This is a genomic window from Rhizobium sp. SYY.PMSO (assembly GCF_046840415.1).
Lineage (GTDB): Bacteria > Pseudomonadota > Alphaproteobacteria > Rhizobiales > Rhizobiaceae > Rhizobium.
Genome location: NZ_CP177351.1, coordinates 1,022,046 through 1,038,561 on the forward strand (window position 1 = coordinate 1,022,046; position 16,516 = coordinate 1,038,561).

Genomic DNA, 16,516 nt, shown 5'->3' on the forward strand with positions numbered 1-16,516 from the left:
TTTGCTGCGCTGCATCAACGATTACTGATTTACAAAAGTATTACTATATGATTTTTTGCTTCGCAGGCCGAACGAGATGGCCTTTGGGAGGAAATCATGAAGTTTAAGACTGCACTGATCAGTGCCACGATTCTTGCTGCCTGCATGTTTACGTCCGCATCCGCGAAGCAACTCGTCGTTGGCTTCTCGCAGATTGGTTCGGAGTCGGGCTGGCGCGCCGCCGAGACGACGCTGACGAAACAGGAAGCGTCAAAGCGCGGCATCGATCTCAAATTCGCTGACGCCCAGCAGAAGCAGGAAAACCAGATCAAGGCTATCCGCTCCTTCATCGCTCAGGGCGTCGATGCGATCCTGCTGGCACCGGTCGTCGAGACGGGCTGGGATTCTGTCCTGAAGGAAGCCAAGGAAGCCAATATCCCGGTTATCCTGCTCGATCGCACGATCAACGCACCGCAGGATCTCTATCTGACCGCAGTTACTTCCGATCAGGTCCATGAAGGCAAGGTCGCCGGCGACTGGCTGGTTAAAACGGTCGGCGACAAGAAGTGCAACATCGTCGAGTTGCAGGGCACGACCGGCTCCTCGCCCGCAATCGCGCGCAAGAAGGGCTTCGAGGAAGCCATCAAAGGCCATGACAATCTGAAGATCGTTCGCAGCCAGACCGGCGACTTCACCCGCGCCAAGGGCAAGGAAGTCATGGAAAGCTTCCTCAAGGCCGAGAACGGCGGCAAGAACATCTGCGCGCTCTACGCCCACAATGACGACATGGCCGTCGGCGCCATCCAGGCGATCAAGGAAGCAGGGCTGAAGCCGGGCAAGGATATTCTGACCGTTTCCGTCGACTCCGTTCCGGACCTCTTCAAGGCCATGGCCGCCGGCGAGGCGAATGCGACGGTGGAGCTGACGCCGAACATGGCCGGCCCCGCCTTCGACGCGCTCGACGCCTATCTGAAGACCAAGAAGGAGCCGCCGAAGTGGATCCAGACCGAGTCCAAGCTCTATACCCAGGCCGATGACCCGCAGAAGGTCTACGAGCAGAAGAAGGACCTTGGCTACTAAGACGAACGCCGATCGCACCGGCCCGGCAACGCCGCCGGTGCGACTCTCGTGCGGGATTGCCGGCGCATCACCAAAATGCGCTGGCAATTGTTTTCGCCCATTGGCTCAATGCAGGGACATTCGCGCTTCATGGCTCACGACGTCGAGCGACTTCTAACAGCGACAGGCTTTTGTAAATACTTCCCCGGTTCGACCGCTCTCGATCATGTCGATTTCACATTGATGCGCGGCGAGGTGCATGCGCTGCTTGGCGAGAACGGGGCGGGGAAATCCACGCTGATCAAATGCATGACCGGCGCCTATCGCCGCGATGCCGGCACTCTGGTCCTCGACGGGGCCGAGATCGATCCGCACGATACGCTGGCGGCGCAAAAGCTCGGCATCGGAACCGTCTATCAGGAAGTAAACCTGCTGCCCAATCTGAGTGTCGCGGAAAATCTCTTTCTCGGCCGCCAACCGCAACGGTTCGGCATGGTCAGCAGCAGGTCGATGAACAACATGGCCAGAGAGTTGCTGCAGCAGTATGGCATGGACATCGATGTCGGCCGCCAGCTCGACCGCTTCTCGGTTGCCATACAGCAGGTGATTGCGATTGCCCGTGCCGTCGATCTCTCCGGTAAGGTGCTGATCCTCGACGAGCCGACCGCGAGCCTCGATACCCATGAAGTCGAAATGCTGTTCGGCATCGTCAGGCGATTGAAGCAGCGCGGCCTCGGAATTATCTTCATCACGCATTTTCTGGACCAGGTTTACGAGATCTGCGACCGCATCACCGTTCTTCGCAACGGTCGCCTGGTCGGCACCCGCGACGCGAACGGCCTCCCGCGGCAGACCCTGATCGCCATGATGCTTGGCCGCGAACTCTCACAGACGGAAAGCACGGCGAAGCAGAAGGAGACCGAAAGCGGTCCGGTAAGATATCGGTTCACGAATTTCGGCAAGCGCGGCAAGATCAAGCCTTTCGATATGGAGGTGCATGTCGGTGAGGTAGTCGGCATTGCCGGCCTGCTTGGGTCCGGACGCACGGAAACCGCCGAATTGCTGTTCGGTGTCGAACGGGCCGACAGCGGGGAAGCGACGATAGAAGGCGATACCATCACGCTTTCCAGCCCGCGTGCCGCGATCAAGAGCGGCTTCGGCTTTTGCCCGGAAGACCGAAAGACCGATGGCATTATCGGCGATCTTTCCATTCGAGAGAATATCATCATGGCGCTGCAGGCGCGGCGTGGTTGGGCCAAACCCCTTGCACGCAGCGAGCAGAACGCTATCGCCGATCGCTACATCAAGGCACTGGATATCCGTACGACCGACCGGGAAAAGCCCATCCGGCTTCTTTCGGGCGGCAATCAGCAGAAGGCCATCCTCGCGCGATGGCTGGCCACCAATCCGAGCTTCCTGATCCTGGACGAGCCGACCCGCGGCATCGATGTCGGCGCCCATGCGGAAATCATTCGACTGATCGACGACCTTTGCGCCCAGGGAATGTCCCTGGTGGTCATCTCGTCGGAACTCGAGGAGCTTGTCGCGTATAGTTCACGCGTCATCGTCCTGCGCGATCGCGAACACATCGCCGAGTTGACCGGCGACGAGATAACGGCCGGAAATATCGTCGAGGCCATCGCCACGGCTCAAAAGAAGCAGGAGAATCCATGAACTCGCAAATCAGGGCATCCCTGCTTCGCCTGATGCCGCAGCTGATCGCGCTCGCGGCCATCCTCGCGCTGAATTACCTTATGTTCCCACATTTCTTTCATCTGGAGATTCAAAACGGGAGACTGTACGGAAGCCTCGTGGACGTGCTCAACCGCGGCGCGCCGGTGGCGCTCCTGTCCATCGGCATGACGCTGGTCATCGCCACCAAGGGGATCGATCTCTCGGTCGGTGCGGTCATCGCAATCTGCGGCGCCGTGGCGGCTGCGTCGATCGTTGCGGGCTATTCGCTGGCCTATACGCTATTGCTGACGATCGGCGTCGGACTGGCCTGCGGATTCTGGAATGGCATCCTCGTCGCCATGCTCGATATCCAGCCGATCATCGCGACGCTGGTGCTGATGGTGGCCGGCCGCGGCATTGCGCAATTGATCACCGAAGGCACGATCCTCACTTTCAACAATGACGGGCTCACCTTCCTTGGAAGCGGATCCTTTGCGGCGTTGCCCATGCCCGTGGTGATCTGGCTCGTCGTTGCTCTCGTCGTGATCCTTCTCGTCCGGCGCACGGCGCTTGGCATGCTCGTCGAAGCAATCGGCATCAATCGGCGGGCGAGCACGCTTTCCGGCATCCGGACCCCGGTCCTGCTCGTGGCAGCTTATGTCTTGAGCGGGCTTTGCGCCTCCATCGCCGGCATCATCATTTCGGCCGACATCAAGGGCGCCGACGCCAACAATGCCGGCCTGTGGCTTGAGCTCGACGCGATCCTCGCCGTAGTCGTCGGCGGCAACTCACTGCTCGGCGGCCGCTTCAGTATCGTCGGCTCGCTGATCGGCGCGATGATCATTCAATCAGTCAACACAGGCATCCTGCTCTCGGGCTTCCCGCCGGAGTTCAATCTGGTGATCAAGGCTGTGATCGTCATCGTCATTCTTGTCATTCAATCCCCCGCGATGCGGTCCGCGACGACATTCCTCCAGTGCAGCCGGGGCGACGGGCAGATGGTGCAAAAGGAGCAGGCAAAGTGAATTCGAAATATCTTCCGCTGCTTGCGACGATCGTCATCTTCATCCTGGCCTATGCCGGCTGCGTGACGCAGTATCCGAATATGCTGTCAACGCGAGTGATCGGTAATCTGTTGACCGACAATGCTTTTCTGGGAATTGCGGCTGTCGGAATGACATTCGTGATCATCTCCGGCGGCATCGATCTGTCGATCGGATCGGTCATCGCCTTTACCGGCGTTTTCCTGGCAGTCATCCTGCGGGATACCTCGATCCATCCGCTGATCGCCTTTGTGCTGGTGCTGATAGTCACCACGCTCTTCGGCGCCGGCATGGGTGCGATCATCCACTATCTCAGCATGCCGCCCTTCATCGTGACGCTCGCCGGCATGTTCCTGGCCCGCGGCATCGCTTTCGTGCTGTCGATCGACAGTATCCCGATCGAGCACGATTTCTATTCCAGGCTCAACGATCTCTATTGGCTGATGCCGGGTGGCGGTCGGCTGACGCTGATCGGCGGCATCATGCTTCTCGTCTTTGCCGGCGGCATTTTGCTGGCGCAACGCACGCGGTTCGGCGCGAACGTCTATGCGCTGGGGGGCGGTGTGCAGACTGCGGAGCTGATGGGCGTGCCCGTTGGCCGCACGACGATCCGGATCTACGCGCTGTCGGGCTTTCTTGCCGGTCTATCCGGAATCGTTTTTTCGCTCTATACATCGGCCGGATATTCGCTGGCCACGGTTGGTGTCGAGCTTGATGCGATCGCTGCCGTGGTGATCGGCGGAACGTTGCTGACGGGAGGAGCGGGGTTCGTCGGAGGGACACTCATCGGAATTCTCATACAGGGCTTGATTCAGACCTACATCACCTTCGATGGAACGCTTTCCAGCTGGTGGACGAAGATATTGATCGGCTTGCTGCTGTTTGCCTTTATTCTGATGCAGAAGGGCCTTCTGCTGCTGTCCCGTTTCAATCGACGATACGCCTGAGGGAAGGACGGAGTGTTTGCGCAGCCGATGGCTTGATACGAGAGAACCCGGTGGAAAGTCGCGCACGAGCCATGCTCAGGTGGTCGACGACCTCGGCAAGGCGATCGTTTCCGGCGTCTTTCCGATCGGCAGCATCCTTCCGGGCGACGGCGAGCTTCTGGAGCGTTTCAAGGTATCGCGCACGGTGCTGCGCGAAAGCATGAAGACGCTGGCGGCAAAAGGGCTGGTGGTGCCGCGGGCGCGGGTGGGGACGCGCGTCACCGAGAGGATCCATTGGAACATGTTCGACAATGAGGTGCTCAACTGGCACTTCGAGAGCGGCATCAACAAGGAGTTTCTTCTCCACCTTTACGACATACGCATGGCGTTCGAGCCGTTCGCGGCGGGTCTGGTGGCGCAGCGGGCGAGCCGGGAGGACATCGACCTGCTTCGCCGTCTTGCCGCGTCCATGGCGGCTGCGCATCACACGCCGGACAGCCTTGCGGTTGCCGACCTGCATTTCCATCTGGCGATCACCGAGGCTTCGGGCAATCCGTTCATGCGGTCGCTCGGCGGGCTTATCGAGGCGGCGCTTGTCGGCATGTTCCGCATGAGCGCGCCTCCTGCGAGCAACGGGTTTGGCAATATAGCCGATACGCATATGGCCATCGTCGATGCCATCGCCGCGGGCGACGGCGCGGCGGCGCACAAGGCGATGGAGTTCGTCATCAACGATGGACGGCGTCACGTCCTTGAAGCGTTTGCCGCTGCCTGACGCATCCGGACCGGCCCGGCTTCACCAGCAACGGATGATCCGGGGCGCGATTTTAGGCGGATAGAACATTTTCGCGAGGCAATGGAGGCAGGCACCGCGCGCCGGAGCGGCAATGGCCGCCATGAGAGCATGGATTGAACATGCGCGGGCCAAAGGATAGAAAGGCGTGTGCCAAAGGATAGAAAGGCGTGTGCCGAGCGGGCTTTTCATATTGTAGATCCCGAAGTACGTACAATCGAGTGCAGCAGCATAGCGGCTTGATCTGGCAAAGGCTGACCGCTAGGTTAGCGCCGCGATCACGCGACAAAACAAGAGGATTCTCATGCCGACAGGCAAAGTTAAGTTTTTCAACACCGACAAGGGCTTTGGCTTCATTACGCCGGAAACCGGCGGAGCTGACGTATTCGTCCATGTCTCCGCTCTGCAATACGGCGACGTGCTGAGAGAGGGCCAGTCCGTTTCCTACGATCTGGGCCAGGATCGCAAGACCGGCAAGTCCAAGGCGGAAAACGTCAGGCCGCTCTGATGACCTAGCGTCGGCTGCCGCGCCGCCATCTGAATGCCTTCCACGATCCGGCGCAGGAAAATGACCTTGCACCGAGGCCAAGACCGGCAGGCGTGGAGTGCAGGAGCGCAAGGCGCGGCAACCGCATAGGTTGCCGCGATCAAACAAACCGTCTGCGACCCGTAAGTCGAGTACGATTGTCGCGAGGGGGCCATCCCCCTCCGATGACATGTCGGGATCGTGCTCCGCCGCCCTGCCGGCGAGACTGCCGCCCTGTTCGGCAAGCGGTTCAGATTATCGGTTGCGGATAGGCAGGGAGATTTGTCGATGCCGCCGTTGACAAGTTCTGCTGCAATGCGGTAAGTGCGTTTCCGGCAATGGATTCTGCCGGGTTCTTCGCAACCAAACCGCCCTGACAGGCTGATGACTCCTACTCAACTGTGATTTTCTCGCAGTGGGAGTCCTGTGCCTGTCATTCGCCCCCAAAAGCGATGACGGCGAACTCTCCGACTGCGTTCGGAGACAGACATGTCGTTTGCTTATTTGACTGGCCGTTTTTCGCAGATCGGCACCTTGTTGAAATGGGCTGCCGCGGTAATCCCCATGGCTGCAGCCGTCGGTTCCCTCTGCGCTCTCTTCCTCTGGGCGCTCGATCGAGCCACCGAAACTCGTTTCGAATACCCTTTCCTGCTCTTCGCACTGCCGGTCGCCGGCTTCTTCATAGCACTGGTCTATCACTGGATCGGACGTTCGGCCGAGGGAGGCAACAACCTCATCGTCGACCAAATCCATGAACCGGGCGCAGGCGTGCCGCTGCGCATGGCTCCGCTGATCCTCGTTTCGACGGTTCTCACCCACCTGTTCGGCGGCTCGGCCGGACGCGAGGGGACGGCGGTGCAACTCGGCGGCAGCCTGGCAAGCGCGGTCGGCAAGGCTTTTCGGCTGGATTCCTCGGAAATCCGCCTGATGCTCATGGCAGGCATCGCAGCGGGATTTGGAGCAGTCTTCGGCACGCCGATCGCCGGAGCCGTATTCGCCCTCGAAGTGCTCACCGTCGGGCGCATCCAGTACGAAGCCCTGATACCCTGCCTGATTGCGGCCGTCACGGGAGACTGGGTCTGCCATCTCTGGGGCATCCATCATGTCGCATATCCCATTGCATTCGGGTCGGGCGCCCCTTTCGAACTCGATATCAAACTATTCGCCGAGGTTGCCGTTGCCGGGATCGCATTCGGCCTGATCGGCCAGATATTCGCAGAAACGTCGCACGGGCTTCAAACGCTTTGGAAGCGGCTGTTTCCGTTCGCCCCCTTCCGCCCGGTCGTCGGCGGCCTTTTGGTCATCGGCCTCGTCTACGCCCTTGGAACGCGTTCCTATCTCGGCCTCGGCGTCTGGTCGCCAAATCCGGCGGATCCGACAATTCTCGGCTTTTTCGATCCGTCGCGGGCCGATTACTGGAGCTGGCTGCTCAAGCTGGTTTTCACCGTCATAACGCTGAGCGCCGGCTTCAAGGGCGGAGAGGTCACGCCCCTCTTCTTCATCGGCGCGGCTCTCGGCCACGCCATCGCGCAGCTGATCGGCGCCCCCGTCGATCTGTTCGCCGGCCTGGGCTTCGTGGCGGTATTCGCCGCGGCCTCCAATACCCCGCTTGCCTGCACCATTATGGGGCTTGAGCTCTTCGGTGCAGGCAACACGGTCTACATCGCGACCGCCTGCTTCATCGCATACGTCTTCAGCGGACACTCCGGCATCTACCTGTCGCAGCGCATCGGCGTTCCCAAAAACGATGCCGGGCTCATTCCGCCCGACGTCTCGCTCCGGGAGGTTCGGGAAATTGGCCGGCCCGCCCCCGTGACAAGCCTGCTTGACCGCCTCGGGCGGCAAGCCTCGGCCGCTCGAACCAAAACTCCATCGATCAAGGATCAGGAAATGCAGTTTTCACATGCGCTGACCCATAGCGACGTCGGCATGATAAGAATCTATTTGAAGCCCCGCGAAAAGATGCCGAGCAAAGGAGCTCGCAGCCTCTGGAGCTCCCGCCCCCTCTATCGCGAGCTGGTCCTCGAAGCGAAGAACGCCGGGCTGATGAACGCCGTGGCGCACCACACCCATTATGGCTACAGCAATCACGGCAAAGTGGAGGATTTCGGCAGCGAGATTCGCAATCCGGAGCTGACGATGTGCGTCGAAATCATCGGTCATCGCCATGAACTGGAGAATTTCGTCCGGAGACATGGCGGGATGCTGCATGACAAGGTCATCATCTTCAAGCATCTGGAGCACTGGTCCATCAGCAATCTGCACCTCGTCGAAAAGACGATCATCCCGCAGAGCGAGGACGACGAAACGATCGCGGATGCCGGTTGATCACCGGAACATGGCGAAGCGTGTTTCGGCACGCTTCCGCCTCAACGGAGGTCATGAGGCTTCCTCCTCGATTGCATTCTGCGCCACCTCGTCCACACCGCCGTTCAGGCGTTCGGCCGCGAGATAGCCTGCCGTCACCGATGCGAGGCAGAGCGCGACGGAGATGGCGATATTCAGAACCGCCCTGCCCACCGCTCCGGCCTTGAGAAGCTCCAGCGTCTGCAGGCTGAAGGACGAGAAGGTCGTAAACCCTCCGCAAATCCCCACCATGAAGAACGTCCGTCCGACATCCGAGATGGGAAAGCGGCCATGCTCCACCGTGAGCGTCCCGAAAAACGAGATCGCGAAGGAACCGACAATGTTGATGACGATGGTTCCCCATGGCAGATCACGGCTCATCGGCAGCATCCATAGCGCCACCCAATATCGGGCAACGCTGCCCAGCGCCCCACCGATCGCTACCCATAACGTAACCGGCATGCTCTCCAATCCTCCCTGTGAGGGCCGCACTCCGCGCGCGATATCGCGCGCCCTGCTGCATGGCAGATGCAGGGACGATATCAGGCTTGACGCCACTGTTGAATCCGATCGGTGACGAAACAAGCGCCGGCCGCCGTATCGTCGCGGTTTAAATTGACTCCCTCCCCTGGCGAATGTGTCTAAAATGGTACGCCAGACCGCCGACGACCGATGAGGGCGGCAACTGCGCAGACTATAACTTGACTAAAATATACCAATTTTAATAGATTATCGCGTCGCCAGCAGATCAGGACTGTGGTGGTCAGCGGCAAGCATTTGGCTGCTCATAAAGCAGCCATCCTCACGGTTACTTTTGCAAACGTACTGCATTCGAATGAATATAGCTGCTGACGATATCGACGACGATCTTCAGGCGATTTATCTGCGCCAGTGGCATGCGTTGCGCGCGCATCTGCGCAGACGAACCGGCTCGCTCGATGTCGCAGAGGATGCGCTGCAGGAAACATGGTTTCGGGTCGCCGGCCTTACGAATCCGGCCGCAGTGCGCGACAAGAAGGCTTTCCTTCTGCGGATCGCAGGCAACATCGCCATCGACATCATCAGGCGCGAGCGGCGTCATCAGGGCCGGTGCACCGCCGACGAGGCCATTCTCGCCGCCATCGAAGATCTTGCGCCATCGCCGGAGACGATCGTCATCGACCGCGACCAGCTGCGGGCTCTTGTCAGCGCACTGACGGAGCTGCCCGGAAAGGCCCGGGCAGCGCTTCTGATGAGCCGCTGCGACGGTCTTTCCCACCGCGACATAGCCGCCCGCCTGAAGGTATCGGAAAGCATGGTCGCCAAGTACCTCGCGCAATCGTTGCGCCATTGCCGTGATGCGTTTCGTGCGCTCGGCTAGACGTTTGTCCCATGACCGGCTGCAAGATCGGCATGCGTCCTTCGTCTAATAGATGACGGCTGCGAGACGGAGCGAATTCGGACATGGAAGACGCAAAGGGCATCGACGACGCGATCAGCGATCAGGCGATCGAATGGGTGGTGCGGATCCATTCTGGACATGCGACGCAGGCCGACCGCGAGGCTTTCGCAAATTGGCGGCGCGACAATCCGCTGAACGAGGCCGCCGCCAGGGAGGCCGAAGCCATCTGGCAGGGCATCGGCGTCGCCGGCAAGGAGGTCCGCAGCACCGAACGCAGCAACAGGCGCGCGAAAGTGACGCGGCGGGCCTTTATCGGTGCGGCTTCGGTCGGATTGATCGGCAGCGGCCTGGTGGAGACCGGATTTCTGCGGCTGAATTTTCTCGCCGACTATGTCACCGGTATCGGCGAACGCAAAACGGTCGTTCTCGCCGACGGCTCGACGGTGCTGATGAACGCGCGGTCGGCTCTTTCCGCGAGGTTCGACGCCAACCAGCGCCGGATTTCGCTTTTCGAAGGACAGGCGACGTTTTCCGTCGCCCATGATCGCGCAAGGCCTTTCCTGGTAACCGCGGCAAGCGGGCAGACGAAGGCTGTCGGCACCGTCTTCGATATCGACATGCGGCCCGACGAGGTGGCTGTAACCGTTCTCGAAGGCGGCGTTTCCGTCACGACGGAAGGCACCTCGGACCGGCCGATGCCGGTCAATATGAACCAGAGAATGCGCTACAGCGACGACGGCATCATTCTTGCCACGGAAGAGGTCGACGCCGATATCGAGACGGCCTGGCGCCGCGGCAAGCTGGTGTTCAACGGCCGCCGCCTGTCGGAGGTCATTGCCGAGGTCGAGCGTTACCGCCGCGGCAAGATCGTCCTTGTGGGATCGTCGCTGCAGCAGCTGCCGGTGACCGGTGTCTTCGACATGGCGGATTCCGAATCCGTCCTGACCACGATCCGCCAGACGCTGCCGGTGCGCATTACCGAGCTGCCGCTGGTGACGATCATCCGTCACGTATAAAATAATCCAAGCATATCAGCAATTTATACGAAATATGAAATTTTCAGTCATCTTTTGCTGCAAGTTTGCGGCCAAGGCTTCGTCTCTCCGATAGAAGCTGCCGGGCAGAGGGACGCCCCGCAGATGCATCGAAGTCGAAGGGGTACAGAATGCGAATACCGCGATCGGGGAACGGATACGGCCTTATGGGACCGACGTCGATGAGGCTTCTCGGATCGGCGGCAATAGCGGCGCTGCTTCTGGCGACGGCTGCGGCCGGTCCCGCCCACGCGCAGGACGCCGCCGCAAGATCCGCCCGGCTCGCCGCCTACAACATCCCGGCCCAGCCGCTCGGCTCCGCATTGACGACCTTTGCCGACCGCGCGGGCCTCAAGCTTCTCTTTCCTTCGCAACTCGTCACGGGGCGCAAGAGCGGCGGCCTTTCGGGCAACTTCAGCCCTGAGCAGGCACTCGGCAGACTGCTGGCCGGAACAGGCCTGACCTATCGCTTCACCAACGCCTCGACGGTGACGATCGTCGCGACTGGTCAATCCGCCGATGCCGGCGGCGCGAATGGCGCGACCGTGCTTGCGCCCATCGTCGTTCAGGGATCGCAGGACGGCACCACGGGTTACGTAGCGACGCGAAGCGCCGGCGGCACGAAAACCGACACGCCGCTGATCAAGACGCCTGCCTCCGTGAGCGTCGTCACAAAGCAGCAGATCACCGATCAGAATGCCCAGAGCGTGTCGCAGGCCATGCGATACACGGCCGGGGTCGTCGCCGAACAGCGCGGTGTCAACGAGGATTCGCTCGAATATCTCTATAGCCGCGGTTTCCAGACGACCACCTATCTCGACGGGCTGCAAATTCCCTTTACCGGGTTCAACATCGCGACGCGCGACTCCTATCTCTTCGACCATGTCGAGAGCATCCGCGGGCCGGCTTCCGTGCTTTACGGCCAGACGCCGCCCGGCGGCATCATCAACGTCGTCAGCAAGGAGCCGACGGAAACGCCCGAGCACGAGGTCTTTTTTCAGACCGGCAGCTACGGCCGCGTGCAAGGCGGTTTCGACTTTTCCGGCCCCGTCGCCGATCATGACGATCTCTTCTATCGCCTGACCGCAACGGGATTGACGACCGGCACGCAGACCGATTTCGTCGACCAGAAGCGCATCGGCATCGCACCGGCCCTCACCTGGAAGCCGGATGAAGACACGAAGCTGACGATAACGGGCGTTTACCAGCGGGACCCCGAAGCCGGCACCTTCAATTACGTACCCGCGGTCGGCACCGTGCTGCCCGGCCTCGTGCATATTCCCCGTTCCTTCAATACCGGCGATCCCGGCTTCGACGAATACGAGAAGGAAGAAGCCTCCATCGGCTATTCGTTCGAACATCGCTTCAACGATGTGTGGCAGGTCAAGCAGAACTTCCGCTACCTGCATAATAGCCAGACGATCCATCACGTCGGAGACGGCTCCAGTTACGATGCATCGGGGACCGCTCTGAATCGGGTCGCCTATAATAATTTCGGCACCGTCGACGCCATCACGGTCGACAATCAGGCTATCGCGACCTTCGACACCGGCGCGCTCAGCCATCAGATGCTCTTCGGGTTCGATTTCCAGAACATCCAGTACGACCATCATCTCTATTACGGCAGCACAAGCGGCGCGGGCACGCCTTCGCTCAGCATCATCGATCCGATATACTATCAGTATATACCGACACCCGACTTCATGCTCGGCACCTCGAACAAGCAGCGCACGCAGCAATACGGGCTCTATGCGCAGGATCAGATCGAATTCGGCAAGGCCACCTTCGTCGGAAGCCTTCGCCAGGACTGGGCAAACACGCATACCGTCTCCTATAAGGATGGCAGCGCGTCGGATCAGGACGACCATGCGCTGACCGGCCGGGTCGGACTGATCTACAACTTCGACAATGGTCTTGCGCCCTATGTCAGCTATTCGACCTCGTTCCAGCCGCTTTCGGGAACGACCGATACCGGCAGTGCGCTGCAGCCGACCAAAGGCAAGCAGTACGAGATCGGCGTCAAATACCAGCCCGTCGGCTCCGACAGCTTCGTGACCGCGTCGCTTTTCGACCTGAGGCAAACGAATGTGAAGGTTTCGAGCTCCCTTTACCCGGGCTCGGTCACGCAGACGGGCGAAGTGCGCTCGCGCGGCATGGAGCTGGAAGCGCATGCCTACCTGACCGACGATCTGCAGGCGATCGCCAGCTACACCTATACGGATATCGAAAACACCCGGGCGACGGCCAACATCCAAGGCAAGCGTCCGGCCGGCATCCCGGCGAACATGGCATCGCTCTGGCTCTCCTACGACATGCCTGACAATGTCGCACCCGGCCTCAAGATCATGGGCGGGACACGCTTTGTCGGCGGCAGCTTCGGCAATCCCACCAACACGTTCAGCGTGCCGTCCGTCACCCTGTTCGACATCGGCCTGCAATATGACTTCGAAAAGCAGTTCCCGAAGGCGAAGGGGCTGACCGCGACCTTCAACGTCACCAACCTGTTCGACAAGACCTATGTCACCTGCACGGACATGACCTATTGCACCTATGGCCAGGGTCGCCTCGTGCTCGCAGGCTTGCGATACAAATGGTAGCACAGGCCCTCGCTTGACTGACCATCGGACATACCCTGGCGCCGAGGCGTCGCAGCGGCGGGCTCAAACCCGCCGCTCGCTGCTTCTTACGCTCCCGTCGCTGGCAATGGCCTATGCGCTGCCGACACTGGCGACAGCTGATGCCGAGCGGCCGAAGGTACGTGTCGTATCGTTGAACTGGGCGATGAGCGAAACGCTGTACGCGATGAATATCGAGCCGGTCGCCGCTGCCGAAATCGCCGGCTACGAGCGCATGGTCGGCTACCCACCCACACCGCCTGGCGTGATCGATCTCGGCTTTCAGAACAATCCGAACCTGGAGCTGCTTTCCGCAATCGACCCGGATCTGATCCTCATCCAGTCATGGCAGGCGGCGGGACGGCCGGTCCTCGAACGCTTCGCCCCGGTCGAAAGCTTTACGCTTTACGATCGCGGCAAGGGCGATCCCGTCGAAGCCGCGCGCGGCGCAGCGCTTCGCCTTGCATCGCTTTGCGGAAACCCCGCGGCCGGCTCCGAATTCCTGTCGCGCATGGATCGAAGCTTCGCCGACTGCGCCAAGCGCCTTGCCGCAAAGGAGCAGCGGCCGATCCTGCTGGTGCAGGCCCTGTCGCCGACCAATCTCGTCGTATTTACCGGCGGCAGCCTGTTCGACAGCGCCATGCGCCGCATCGGCCTTCGAAATGCCTGGTCGAAACCGCCGACCCTTCTGTGGGGCAGCACGCAGATCGGCGTCGATGCGCTCGCCGCCTATTCGCAGGCACGCATCGTCTGGATCGCATCTCCCGACGGCGCCTCCTCCGACGGTCTGTTCAGCAGCGATCTCTGGCGACAGTTGCCGCAGGTGGCGAAGGGGGACGTCCACCAGCTTCCCTTGATCTGGGGCTTCGGCGCCCTGCCGACGGCCGAACGCTTCGCCCGCTTGCTGACCGCCGCGCTGGCGGGAAGCGACGGATGACGGTTGTGCATCGGTCCACGCCGCCGCTCGGCCGCCCTGCCCTGATGCCGGTCATGATCGGCGCCTTGGCGCTTCTCTTCATCACCGCGACGACACTCCATCTCGGCCGCGCGTTTCCAGTCTCGGCCTGGTCCGATCTATTCGCTCCCTCCGGCAACCTGCAGGCCGCGATCCTCTATTATTCAGCATTGCCGCGGCTCGTCATGGCGTTGATGGCGGGCGCATGCCTCGGCTTCGTCAGCACCGTCTTGCAGCTTGTACTTCGCAATCCGATTGCCGAGCCGGCCACGCTCGGCGTTTCCGGCGGCGCCTCGCTGGCCCTGACGATCGCCTCGCTCTTTGCGCCCGGCCTGCTGGGCGCTGGCCGGGACCTGATCGGCATGGCCGGCGCCGGCCTTGCCATGCTCGCCGTCCTGGCGCTGGCAACACGCGAAAACCTGTCTCCGATCCGCCTGATCCTCGGCGGCCTGATCGTCAGCCTGCTTTGCGGCACCATGGGCACGCTGCTGGCGCTGTTCCATCACGACAGCCTTCAGGGCCTGTTCATCTGGAACGCCGGCTCCCTGGTCCAAAACGACTGGCATCCCGCACGCCGCCTGCTGGTGCAGATCCTTGTCTCCGTCCTGCCAATCGCAATTCTTCTGAGGCCGCTGACGATCCTGCAGCTTCAGGATGAAAGCGCGCGCAGTCTTGGCCTCTCTCTCGTCAGGGTCAGGCTGCTGGCGCTGGCTGCAAGCATATTCCTGAGTGCAGCGGTCACAAGCACGATTGGCGTAGTCGGCTTCGTAGGACTTGCCGGCGCGACGTTCGCCCGCATGGCCGGCGTGCGTCGGCTGATACATCGCCTGTTGCTGTCCTCGCTCTTCGGCGCCCTGCTCCTTTCGGCCGTCGATCAGGGGCTGCAACTGCTGACGGGTTCCTTCGGAGAAATCCCCGCAGGCGCCGTTACCGCGCTTCTCGGCGCTCCCCTTATGCTGTGGCTGCTTCCGCGACTCGTGTCGATGCCGACCACGCGCCCGGGCGAGCATTCCGCAGCAGGCAGGCGCATCTGGCCGATGCTTGTCCTTTCGATTGCGCTGCTTCTGGTGTTCGGCGGCCTCGCCATGGCCCTGACCCACGATGCGAGCCATTGGCATCTTGCCGTCGGCGCGGATTTCCGGGCCACCGTCTCCTGGCGCTGGCCGCGCGCGTTGACGGCAATCTCGGCGGGCTTCATTCTTGGCGTTGCCGGGGTGATAAGCCAGCGCTTGACGGGCAACCCGCTGGCCTCGCCGGAAGTCCTTGGGGTATCGTCGGGCGCGGGTCTCGGTGCGCTCGTCACCGTGATGGCGTTTGCCCAGCCCGACCGCGCGACACAGATGATATCGGGCGCTGCCGGTGCCATCTTGGCATTGGCCCTGGTCTTAACCCTTGTCCGTCGCTCGGCTTTTTCGCCCGAGAGGCTGCTGCTCGCCGGGGTCGCCATAAGCACGCTGTTCAGCGGCACGCTCACCTTCCTTCTGACGATCGGGGATCCGCGCATTCGTGTCTTTCTCGTCTGGATGGCCGGTTCCATTTCCGGCGTCTCCCCAAGCGACGCCATGCTTGCCTTTGGCTTTGCCCTGTTATCGGCCGCTACGCTTCCCCTGCTTGGGCGCTGGCTCGCCATCCTGCCGCTCGGCAGCTCGCCGGCACGCGCCATCGGCGTCAACGGCACCGTTTCCGGCATCGTCATCATGCTTGCCATTGCGATCCTGACGGCTGTCACCACCATGCTCGTCGGACCGTTGAGCTTCGTCGGATTGATGTCGCCGCATATCGTCCGCATAGCGGGCCTTCGCCGGCCGCTCGAGCAGGCTTTTGCGGCAGGGCTCGTCAGTGCGATCATCCTTGTGGCAGCGGATCTGCTCGGCCGCACCCTGCTCTTTCCCTATGAGATCCCCGCGGGTTTGATGGCATCGCTCATAGGCGCTCCCTATTTTCTGTTCCTGATGCGACGGGCAAGACCGTGATCGAAGATCCGATGGTGCAGTTCGCAACGACGGCCGGCTCCGTGCAAGCACTTGGCGGCATTCTGTCCGGTGCTGCCGCGAGCGGCTGTCAATGGCCGTTCGTCGTGCCTGTATGGCCGGCTCTAGACTTGACAAAGAGCCTCATAAAATCCTAGGGCTTTGGCGGAAACCAGGCATCCGGAACGGTATGCCGACTATCTTTCCGACATGGT

General features: G+C 61.2%; 13 protein-coding genes and 1 riboswitch. Of the genes, 12 read left to right on the plus strand and 1 reads right to left on the minus strand.

What is annotated here, in order from left to right:
• Window positions 1-96: 96 nt before the first annotated feature.
• The 7 genes from ytfQ (at window position 97) to ACJJVH_RS31415 (ending at window position 8,328) form a co-directional block, all read left to right on the plus strand.
• Window positions 97-1,059 carry a galactofuranose ABC transporter, galactofuranose-binding protein YtfQ gene (ytfQ, locus tag ACJJVH_RS31385; RefSeq protein WP_112804290.1) on the plus strand — a complete coding sequence of 321 codons (963 nt, stop codon included), beginning with the start codon at window positions 97-99 and terminating at the stop codon, window positions 1,057-1,059.
• A gap of 129 nt (window positions 1,060-1,188) precedes the next feature.
• Complete coding sequence (ytfR, locus tag ACJJVH_RS31390; RefSeq protein ID WP_113424207.1) at window positions 1,189-2,712, plus strand: galactofuranose ABC transporter, ATP-binding protein YtfR; 1,524 nt, start codon at window positions 1,189-1,191, stop codon at window positions 2,710-2,712.
• Window positions 2,709-3,737, plus strand: coding sequence for an ABC transporter permease (locus ACJJVH_RS31395; RefSeq protein WP_412066409.1), 1,029 nt, complete (start codon window positions 2,709-2,711; stop codon window positions 3,735-3,737). The genes ytfR and ACJJVH_RS31395 overlap by 4 nt, the downstream gene beginning before the upstream one ends.
• Entirely contained in the window at window positions 3,734-4,702 is a 969-nt protein-coding gene (gene yjfF / locus ACJJVH_RS31400; protein WP_412066410.1) for a galactofuranose ABC transporter, permease protein YjfF, read from the plus strand. The genes ACJJVH_RS31395 and yjfF overlap by 4 nt, the downstream gene beginning before the upstream one ends.
• 16 nt (window positions 4,703-4,718) lie before the next feature.
• The gene (locus tag ACJJVH_RS31405) at window positions 4,719-5,456 is read left to right on the plus strand and encodes a FadR/GntR family transcriptional regulator (RefSeq protein WP_412066411.1); all 738 of its coding nucleotides are present in this window, start codon (window positions 4,719-4,721) and stop codon (window positions 5,454-5,456) included.
• Window positions 5,457-5,778: 322 nt separating this feature from the next.
• A complete protein-coding gene (locus ACJJVH_RS31410) occupies window positions 5,779-5,982 on the plus strand; it encodes a cold-shock protein (RefSeq protein ID WP_112804338.1) in 204 nt (67 codons plus the stop codon).
• A 343-nt stretch (window positions 5,983-6,325) separates the two neighbouring features.
• Window positions 6,326-6,401, plus strand: a riboswitch (Fluoride riboswitch).
• Window positions 6,402-6,489: 88 nt separating this feature from the next.
• Window positions 6,490-8,328: a DUF190 domain-containing protein gene (locus ACJJVH_RS31415; RefSeq protein ID WP_112804339.1), complete on the plus strand. Its 1,839-nt coding sequence runs from the start codon at window positions 6,490-6,492 to the stop codon at window positions 8,326-8,328.
• 51 nt (window positions 8,329-8,379) lie between these two features.
• On the opposite strand, the gene crcB is transcribed toward ACJJVH_RS31415, so the two are convergent.
• Window positions 8,380-8,808 (minus strand): fluoride efflux transporter CrcB, encoded by a 429-nt coding sequence (gene crcB / locus ACJJVH_RS31420; protein WP_113365863.1) that lies wholly within the window; start codon window positions 8,806-8,808, stop codon window positions 8,380-8,382.
• 373 nt (window positions 8,809-9,181) lie between these two features.
• Here crcB and ACJJVH_RS31425 point away from each other — a divergent pair, with 373 nt between their 5' ends.
• From ACJJVH_RS31425 to fhuB, 5 genes are all read left to right on the plus strand, one after another.
• Entirely contained in the window at window positions 9,182-9,706 is a 525-nt protein-coding gene (locus ACJJVH_RS31425; RefSeq protein WP_112802161.1) for an RNA polymerase sigma factor, read from the plus strand.
• Between the two features lie 83 nt (window positions 9,707-9,789).
• Window positions 9,790-10,743: a FecR family protein gene (locus ACJJVH_RS31430; protein WP_412066412.1), complete on the plus strand. Its 954-nt coding sequence runs from the start codon at window positions 9,790-9,792 to the stop codon at window positions 10,741-10,743.
• Window positions 10,744-10,943: 200 nt separating this feature from the next.
• Window positions 10,944-13,358, plus strand: coding sequence for a TonB-dependent siderophore receptor (locus tag ACJJVH_RS31435; RefSeq protein WP_412066413.1), 2,415 nt, complete (start codon window positions 10,944-10,946; stop codon window positions 13,356-13,358).
• A 13-nt stretch (window positions 13,359-13,371) separates the two neighbouring features.
• Window positions 13,372-14,313 (plus strand): ABC transporter substrate-binding protein, encoded by a 942-nt coding sequence (locus tag ACJJVH_RS31440; protein WP_412066414.1) that lies wholly within the window; start codon window positions 13,372-13,374, stop codon window positions 14,311-14,313.
• The gene (gene fhuB / locus ACJJVH_RS31445) at window positions 14,310-16,304 is read left to right on the plus strand and encodes a Fe(3+)-hydroxamate ABC transporter permease FhuB (protein ID WP_412066415.1); all 1,995 of its coding nucleotides are present in this window, start codon (window positions 14,310-14,312) and stop codon (window positions 16,302-16,304) included. The genes ACJJVH_RS31440 and fhuB overlap by 4 nt, the downstream gene beginning before the upstream one ends.
• The last annotated feature ends 212 nt before the right edge of the window (window positions 16,305-16,516 follow it).

Coding starts and splice junctions, on each gene's coding strand:
- ACJJVH_RS31425 (WP_112802161.1), top strand. CDS start 9,182: ATGAATATAGCTGCTGACGATATCGACGACGATCTTCAGGCGATTTAT.
- ACJJVH_RS31395 (WP_412066409.1), top strand. CDS start 2,709: ATGAACTCGCAAATCAGGGCATCCCTGCTTCGCCTGATGCCGCAGCTG.
- ACJJVH_RS31410 (WP_112804338.1), top strand. CDS start 5,779: ATGCCGACAGGCAAAGTTAAGTTTTTCAACACCGACAAGGGCTTTGGC.
- fhuB (WP_412066415.1), top strand. CDS start 14,310: ATGACGGTTGTGCATCGGTCCACGCCGCCGCTCGGCCGCCCTGCCCTG.
- ACJJVH_RS31415 (WP_112804339.1), top strand. CDS start 6,490: ATGTCGTTTGCTTATTTGACTGGCCGTTTTTCGCAGATCGGCACCTTG.
- ytfR (WP_113424207.1), top strand. CDS start 1,189: ATGGCTCACGACGTCGAGCGACTTCTAACAGCGACAGGCTTTTGTAAA.
- ytfQ (WP_112804290.1), top strand. CDS start 97: ATGAAGTTTAAGACTGCACTGATCAGTGCCACGATTCTTGCTGCCTGC.
- ACJJVH_RS31435 (WP_412066413.1), top strand. CDS start 10,944: ATGAGGCTTCTCGGATCGGCGGCAATAGCGGCGCTGCTTCTGGCGACG.
- crcB (WP_113365863.1), bottom strand. CDS start 8,808: ATGCCGGTTACGTTATGGGTAGCGATCGGTGGGGCGCTGGGCAGCGTT.
- ACJJVH_RS31430 (WP_412066412.1), top strand. CDS start 9,790: ATGGAAGACGCAAAGGGCATCGACGACGCGATCAGCGATCAGGCGATC.